Source organism: Mucilaginibacter sp. (assembly GCF_039925265.1).
Taxonomy (GTDB): Bacteria; Bacteroidota; Bacteroidia; order Sphingobacteriales; family Sphingobacteriaceae; genus Mucilaginibacter.
In genome coordinates this window covers 1-5,607 of record NZ_JBDSZG010000052.1, presented here as the reverse complement: position 1 = coordinate 5,607, position 5,607 = coordinate 1, and the positions used below count along the sequence as shown (strand labels likewise).

Genomic DNA, 5,607 nt, shown 5'->3' with positions numbered 1-5,607 from the left:
GTGGCCGTTGCACAACGAGGACTTTGATAACCATAAACTGAGCTATACGGCCTAGGTATACGATTTTAAGAATAGTAAAATTCACCTGCTTTCAAAGGCTCCGATAGGCTTAAAAGTGCCCACCAAAGCCCATCTCCTTGATGTTTGATTAACTTTCTTAGATTGTGTGCAATTCCTGCCATTATCATACATTTATTAGCCAGTTTGATCCCAATGGTACGGATTTTCTGCATTCCAAGGTATTCTACCAATGTACCAATTACGGGCTCTACCGTGCTTTTTCTGATTGTCATCATCTCCTTTCCATACTCACCACGTATTCGTTTATGCATTTCATCAAATAATGGGCTGTTTAACGAATTGGTTAGCATTTTATAACTGGACTTACCGATGCAGTTTTCACGGATAGGGCAGTTTTTGCAATCGGATCTTTTACTCATGTATAATTTTGAGACACCATGGTGTTTCTTGTAACCAATGAACTTTAAAGTGTTACCCTGGCCGCATACGTAACGGTCATTGCCTGCATCATAAGTAAACCCTTTTCGTTCTTGTTTATAGGTGCCGGCATTAGGAATATAACCCGTAATACCTCTGGATATAAGGCTTTCCAATGCTGATGAACTGCTATAATTAGCATCAGCGATAACTTCTTCTACCGCAAGGCCGTAATCTTTAAGGTTAGTCTCGATTTTTTCAAGCACATCATCAAGGTACTGGCTGTCTTTCTTATCTGCATGGAAAGCCCCGATACTGGTAATAACATAACTGGAAGTATCGACGCTAATTTGGCTGAGATAATTTAGTTTCATCACTTTACCCGGCTTTACTGACATCCTTGAATCCGGGTCAGTAGTACTGGAACGATTGGCATTGCTTCGCTTTTTGGGCTTAGCCCCATTAGTTCGATCTGCATCTTCGTTAATTCCATTTTCCTCTTCTGACTGCGCTTGCTTCAGTTCATCTGCAAAAAACGCTGCATCTTGCATAATCGACTTTTCTTTAATACTGTCTAAAGATGCATTGGCTTTTACAAAAACACTATCAATAGCTTGCCTTTTACCGGTTAGCATTCCTTTGTCTATACACTGCTTCAATACCTGTTTGAATAACTGGGTGAATATCTCTTCATCGTAAAGCTGGCGGGTGCGGCTTAAAGTAGAATGCCATGGCAATTCCTCGTCAATATCGTACCCGATAAAGAAGAGGATATCAAGGCGCATGGAAGCTATATTGATAATACGCCTGTCGCTCGGCTGGTTTTCCAGATAACCAACCAGGAGTAGTTTGAAGAAAACAACGGGGTCTATACTTTTCTGGCCATCCTTGCCATAATACTTTGACGTAGCGCTATATAGAAATTGCAAATCCAATACCTCCTTCAATCTCCTGTAAATATTGTCCGCAGGAACACGGTCGGACAACTGAAAGTTTGTGAATAGCTTCTCTTGATAATGTTTTTTGCCTTGCATGACGTTAATATACTAAAAATCAACATATTAACGAAATTATCAGGCAAATAAATAATACGTTGTGCAACGGCCACTTTTAGCCTGCGGCTTTTTTTGTGCTTTCCCTTTTGACTTTTTACTTTAAACTTTTCACTTTAAAAACTCCGCGTTCTTCCTCGCGCTTTGCAGCGGTGTTTCATGGTAGTAGCGGCTTTGCTCTACAAAAAAATAGTTTACACCGCTATTCTGTGCCGCTGAGATGAGTTTGGGGAAATTGAGGATCCCTTCACCCATATCGCAGGCCGATTCTTCTTCGCTACCTTTTGGGAGGCGGTGTTTCATTACATCCCGCAGGTGCATCAGCTTAAAACGGCCTTTGTGGTTTTTGAGGTAAGCGTATGGGTCCTGCCCCTCTGTAACGGTATAATAAACGTCCATTTGGTAATCTACCAGTTCCTTATCTGTATTGGCAAGGAGCACATTGATAGGCAATTGCCCGTCTACAGGTTTATAGGGATAATCGTGCGGGTGATAGGCATACCGCAAGCCGTGTTTTTTACAGATAGCGCCACGGGTGTTAAAATCATCGGCCGCTTGTTTAAAAAAGTCGATGTGCTTTTGCGGACCCAGCCATGGGCACACCAAATACTTCATTCCTATCTCCGCAGCCTGCGCTGCCGTTTGTTCAAACTCGGTTAGCGACATAGGGTTATGATGCGTGGATACCAGTTTAAGACCGTACCCCGCAGCGAGCTTTTTAAACTCCGTATTCTTCATCCCCCAAAAGATGCCTTTATCGCTGCCATAGCTTTCTAATTGCCGGTAGCCCATTGCGCCCAGTTTTTTTAAAGTGCCGGCTACATCCTTTGTCATATCATCGCGCATCATGTAAAGTTGTATGCCAGGAGTAACGCCGTGCGCACTGCCCGTTAGGGGCGCGGCACTTGTCGATATTGCCGACGTTGCCGCCAACATACCGCTGCTGTATAAAAAGTTTCTTCTGTTCATCTTAAGGGTTCATTGGTTCAGTTGTTCATTAGTTCATTGGTGGCATAACTGCTAACCTGCGTTAGGGATAGCAGCGGAAACCCCGGAGTGAAGCCCCCCACTTCTATCGGTGGGGACGCAATGAGGAGTTGCAGCGTATAGCCCGGCCCGAAGGGAAACGCCCTTCGGGAAGTAAGCCGGCACCGCCCATCTTACTTTTTACTTTCGACTTTTAACTTCCTTACAAGTCTCTCACAATCACCTCTCCCGTCACCTTATCTTTTAGCAGCAGTTTTTTATCGCCATGGGGCAGTATCTCTTCTTTTATTAAATAGTATTGCTCATCGTATACGGCAAATTCGGTAGCTATTTTGGTATCGATAGCGCCGCGCCAATCATCGATTTTCACAGGTTCCCATATGCCGCTTTTGGCGGACGCGTAGGCAGCGTCTATAATGGCGTTCACCACGTAGCCATCGTAAAAAGTTTCGGCGGGTGCGCGTTTACCTTCAATGGCCTCGAACATATCGGTAAACATGTGGTTGTAGCCCAACTCATTTACCTCATCACCTACAGGGAAGAGCCAGCCGCTGCTGCTTTCGGCTTTTTCGGCAACATACCCCCCGCCTTTGCCGGTGCTGAACATATCAAACCCCGTGCGCAGGAAGTTGTTGAGCCAGATGGTTCCTTCGGTACCCATTACCTCGTCGCGCAGGTCCATACCGCCACGGAAACACCAGCTCACCTCAAATTGCCCTATGGCACCGTTGGCATATCTTACCATGCCAATGGCGTTGTCTTCGGCATCTATAGGATGCACCTGTGTGGCTGCCCAGCACATCACCTCCACCGGGCGAATATCTTTACCAATAAAACTGCGGGCTATTTCTATACAATGGCAACCGAGGTCTACAATGGCGCCACCGCCGCTTTGTTCTTTATTCCAAAACCAGCTACTATGCGGGCCCGGGTGTGCCTCGCGGCTTTTGGCCCATAAAATGCGCCCCAAAGCACCAGCCTTTACGCTCGCCAGCGATTTCAGGAATTTTGGCCCGTAACACAGGTCCTCGAGGTAGCCGCCCATTACGCCGGCAGCTTCTACAGCATCCATCATTTGTTTGGCTTCGGCAGCCGTACGGCCAAGTGGTTTTGTACACAGCACATGCTTGCCGGCCGCCGCGCAGGCTTCCACCGCCATCAGGTGCAGATCGTTTGGTAAAGAAATGACCACCACATCCACTTCCGGGTGACTGATCACCTCGCCCATATCGGTACTATAGTGAGGCAGCTTATAATCGGTGGCGAATTGTTTGGCTTTATCAGCATTGCGGCCGTAAACGGTGTGCAGGGTATCTGATCGGCGGTGCCCCACCAGCGAATCGGCATAAAAACGCGCAATAAAGCCCGTGCCAAGCATAGCAATTTTCATAACGGTATTTTGTAAAGGTTAATAATTGGATGGGAAAGATAGGGGTAGATGTGCAGATATGCAAATGTGCAAATATGCTTCGCGATGTGCAGATTACAAATGTGCAGATATGCAGATGAAATTTCTGAATCAGAATTTGTAAAGGTGCTGTAGTAGTAGATAACGCGGGTCCGCCCCGCTTTCCGCTTATACGCACACAAGGCCTTAAGCACGTTGGCCGGTATCCGCTGCTATCGGGTTTACATAGGAACGGCACCCAAATGAGCGCCGTTTCTATAAATGCGATAAACGTCAGGCTGAAAGCAAATTAATGTTGCACAATATCCGCCAATTCGCTTATGTCAGATTTGTGTTTTTTCTGTTGAGCTCCCTTATTTTTTAAATAATCCTGTGCGTGCTCTTTTAATTCGGCAGCTGCGGCATCTATATCAGCCTTGCGTTTGATGTACAGGTACGTAATAGCCCCGGCAAAAATTGCCCCAAGCGCTAAGCCGGCTATTAATATGTTGCTGTTATCTTCTTTTTTGAATGGATTTTTCATGGCGTTTTTTTATAATTAAACACCGCGGGTTGCTTTTGGTTCTGATAATGTTGAAATAAGCCTCAAAAAACAATTGAAACATAGTAATCTCAGCAGACAACTACCCATGCGCCTACGAATTAAACACCGCGGCACGCGCGCCGGCACCGGGATGTGGCATCAATATACCTCCGCAGCAAACATTTTAGAGTATGGGCTATTATGTAATGATAATGAGCATATATAAACCGTATGCATAGATTTAACACATGGCATTAATAGAACCTACCCGTAAAAACATTACACAGTTTAATGAGCATAAACGATTTTCCGCACCGCTGAGGCTATGGCACTGGCTTAATGCAGCGGTTATCAGCGGCTCGCTTATAACGGTACTGATCAATTCCACAATTACAGACGATCGTACTACATCGGCATTGATGAGGACAGAACTGCAAAAAGCAGGTGCCAATATTAATGATGAACAGGCCCGTTCTGCGGCCCATGCCTTAAGCGACAGCGTATGGGGCGTGCATATTTATTTTGGCTACGCGCTTGCCGCCCTGTTGTTGTTTAGGCTGCTGCTGGAGTTTTTCCAACTGGCCGACCAAAAATTCATCCGCCAGATGAAGAGCGCGTATCAAAAATTCAAAATAACAAAGGCAAACCGCCAGGCCGCCCGGCACGAACTTACCGTAAAAACCATTTACAGCTTGTTTTATATCCTGTTAATAGTGATGGCCGTAACCGGTTTGTTTTTAGCTCTTGAAGATGCGATGGAACCTTACAAAGCCATCAGGCATTTTGTAAAAGAGGTGCATGGCTTTTGCATGTATTTAATTATCGCCTTTATTTTGGTGCATATTGCTGGCGTTTACCTCGCCGAACGAAAAGAGGGAAAAGGAATAATATCTGATATGATAAACGGAGGCGGAGCCAATTAAGCCCGCATGCCCGGTAGCCGCCGTGCATATCCGGTTAGCAATTCTTTTCTTCCCGTCATTTAAAAGCATCATCTACCCACAAGCGGGGACGCCATGAGGTAGGGCAAATGGTTCGACCGGCTCAGCATGACAAAGTAGAGAGAAAAGTTTTTTAAACGAAGAAACCCCACGTATTGCTACGCGGGGTTCTTGTTAAGGCCTTTCGGCATTAAGATTTGGCACCGACCTACTCTCCCACATTTTACTGCAGTACCATCGGCTCTGGCGGGCTTAACT

Annotated in this window: 5 protein-coding genes; 1 reads left to right on the top strand and 4 read right to left on the bottom strand. The window is 45.7% G+C overall.

Annotated elements, in window-relative coordinates; genetic code table 11:
* Positions 1-65: 65 nt before the first annotated feature.
* The 4 genes from ABIX36_RS23410 to ABIX36_RS23395 all read right to left on the bottom strand — a co-directional run bounded on the left by ABIX36_RS23410 (position 66) and on the right by ABIX36_RS23395 (position 4,408).
* The gene (locus ABIX36_RS23410; protein ID WP_348084591.1) at positions 66-1,472 is read right to left on the bottom strand and encodes an IS1182 family transposase; all 1,407 of its coding nucleotides are present in this window, start codon (positions 1,470-1,472) and stop codon (positions 66-68) included.
* Between the two features lie 129 nt (positions 1,473-1,601).
* Positions 1,602-2,459, bottom strand: a complete 858-nt coding sequence (locus ABIX36_RS23405) for a sugar phosphate isomerase/epimerase (protein ID WP_348084590.1) — start codon at positions 2,457-2,459, stop codon at positions 1,602-1,604.
* Positions 2,460-2,679: 220 nt separating this feature from the next.
* Positions 2,680-3,867, bottom strand: coding sequence for a Gfo/Idh/MocA family oxidoreductase (locus tag ABIX36_RS23400; protein WP_348084589.1), 1,188 nt, complete (start codon positions 3,865-3,867; stop codon positions 2,680-2,682).
* A gap of 307 nt (positions 3,868-4,174) precedes the next feature.
* Positions 4,175-4,408: a hypothetical protein gene (locus ABIX36_RS23395; protein ID WP_348084588.1), complete on the bottom strand. Its 234-nt coding sequence runs from the start codon at positions 4,406-4,408 to the stop codon at positions 4,175-4,177.
* A gap of 248 nt (positions 4,409-4,656) precedes the next feature.
* Between ABIX36_RS23395 and ABIX36_RS23390 the strand changes: the two genes are divergently transcribed.
* Positions 4,657-5,331: a cytochrome b/b6 domain-containing protein gene (locus ABIX36_RS23390; protein ID WP_348084587.1), complete on the top strand. Its 675-nt coding sequence runs from the start codon at positions 4,657-4,659 to the stop codon at positions 5,329-5,331.
* The last annotated feature ends 276 nt before the right edge of the window (positions 5,332-5,607 follow it).

Bases quoted from the DNA above. Each gene is read 5' to 3' on its own strand.
- ABIX36_RS23410 (WP_348084591.1), bottom strand. From the start codon at position 1,472: ATGCAAGGCAAAAAACATTATCAAGAGAAGCTATTCACAAACTTTCAG.
- ABIX36_RS23405 (WP_348084590.1), bottom strand. From the start codon at position 2,459: ATGAACAGAAGAAACTTTTTATACAGCAGCGGTATGTTGGCGGCAACG.
- ABIX36_RS23400 (WP_348084589.1), bottom strand. From the start codon at position 3,867: ATGAAAATTGCTATGCTTGGCACGGGCTTTATTGCGCGTTTTTATGCC.
- ABIX36_RS23395 (WP_348084588.1), bottom strand. From the start codon at position 4,408: ATGAAAAATCCATTCAAAAAAGAAGATAACAGCAACATATTAATAGCC.
- ABIX36_RS23390 (WP_348084587.1), top strand. From the start codon at position 4,657: ATGGCATTAATAGAACCTACCCGTAAAAACATTACACAGTTTAATGAG.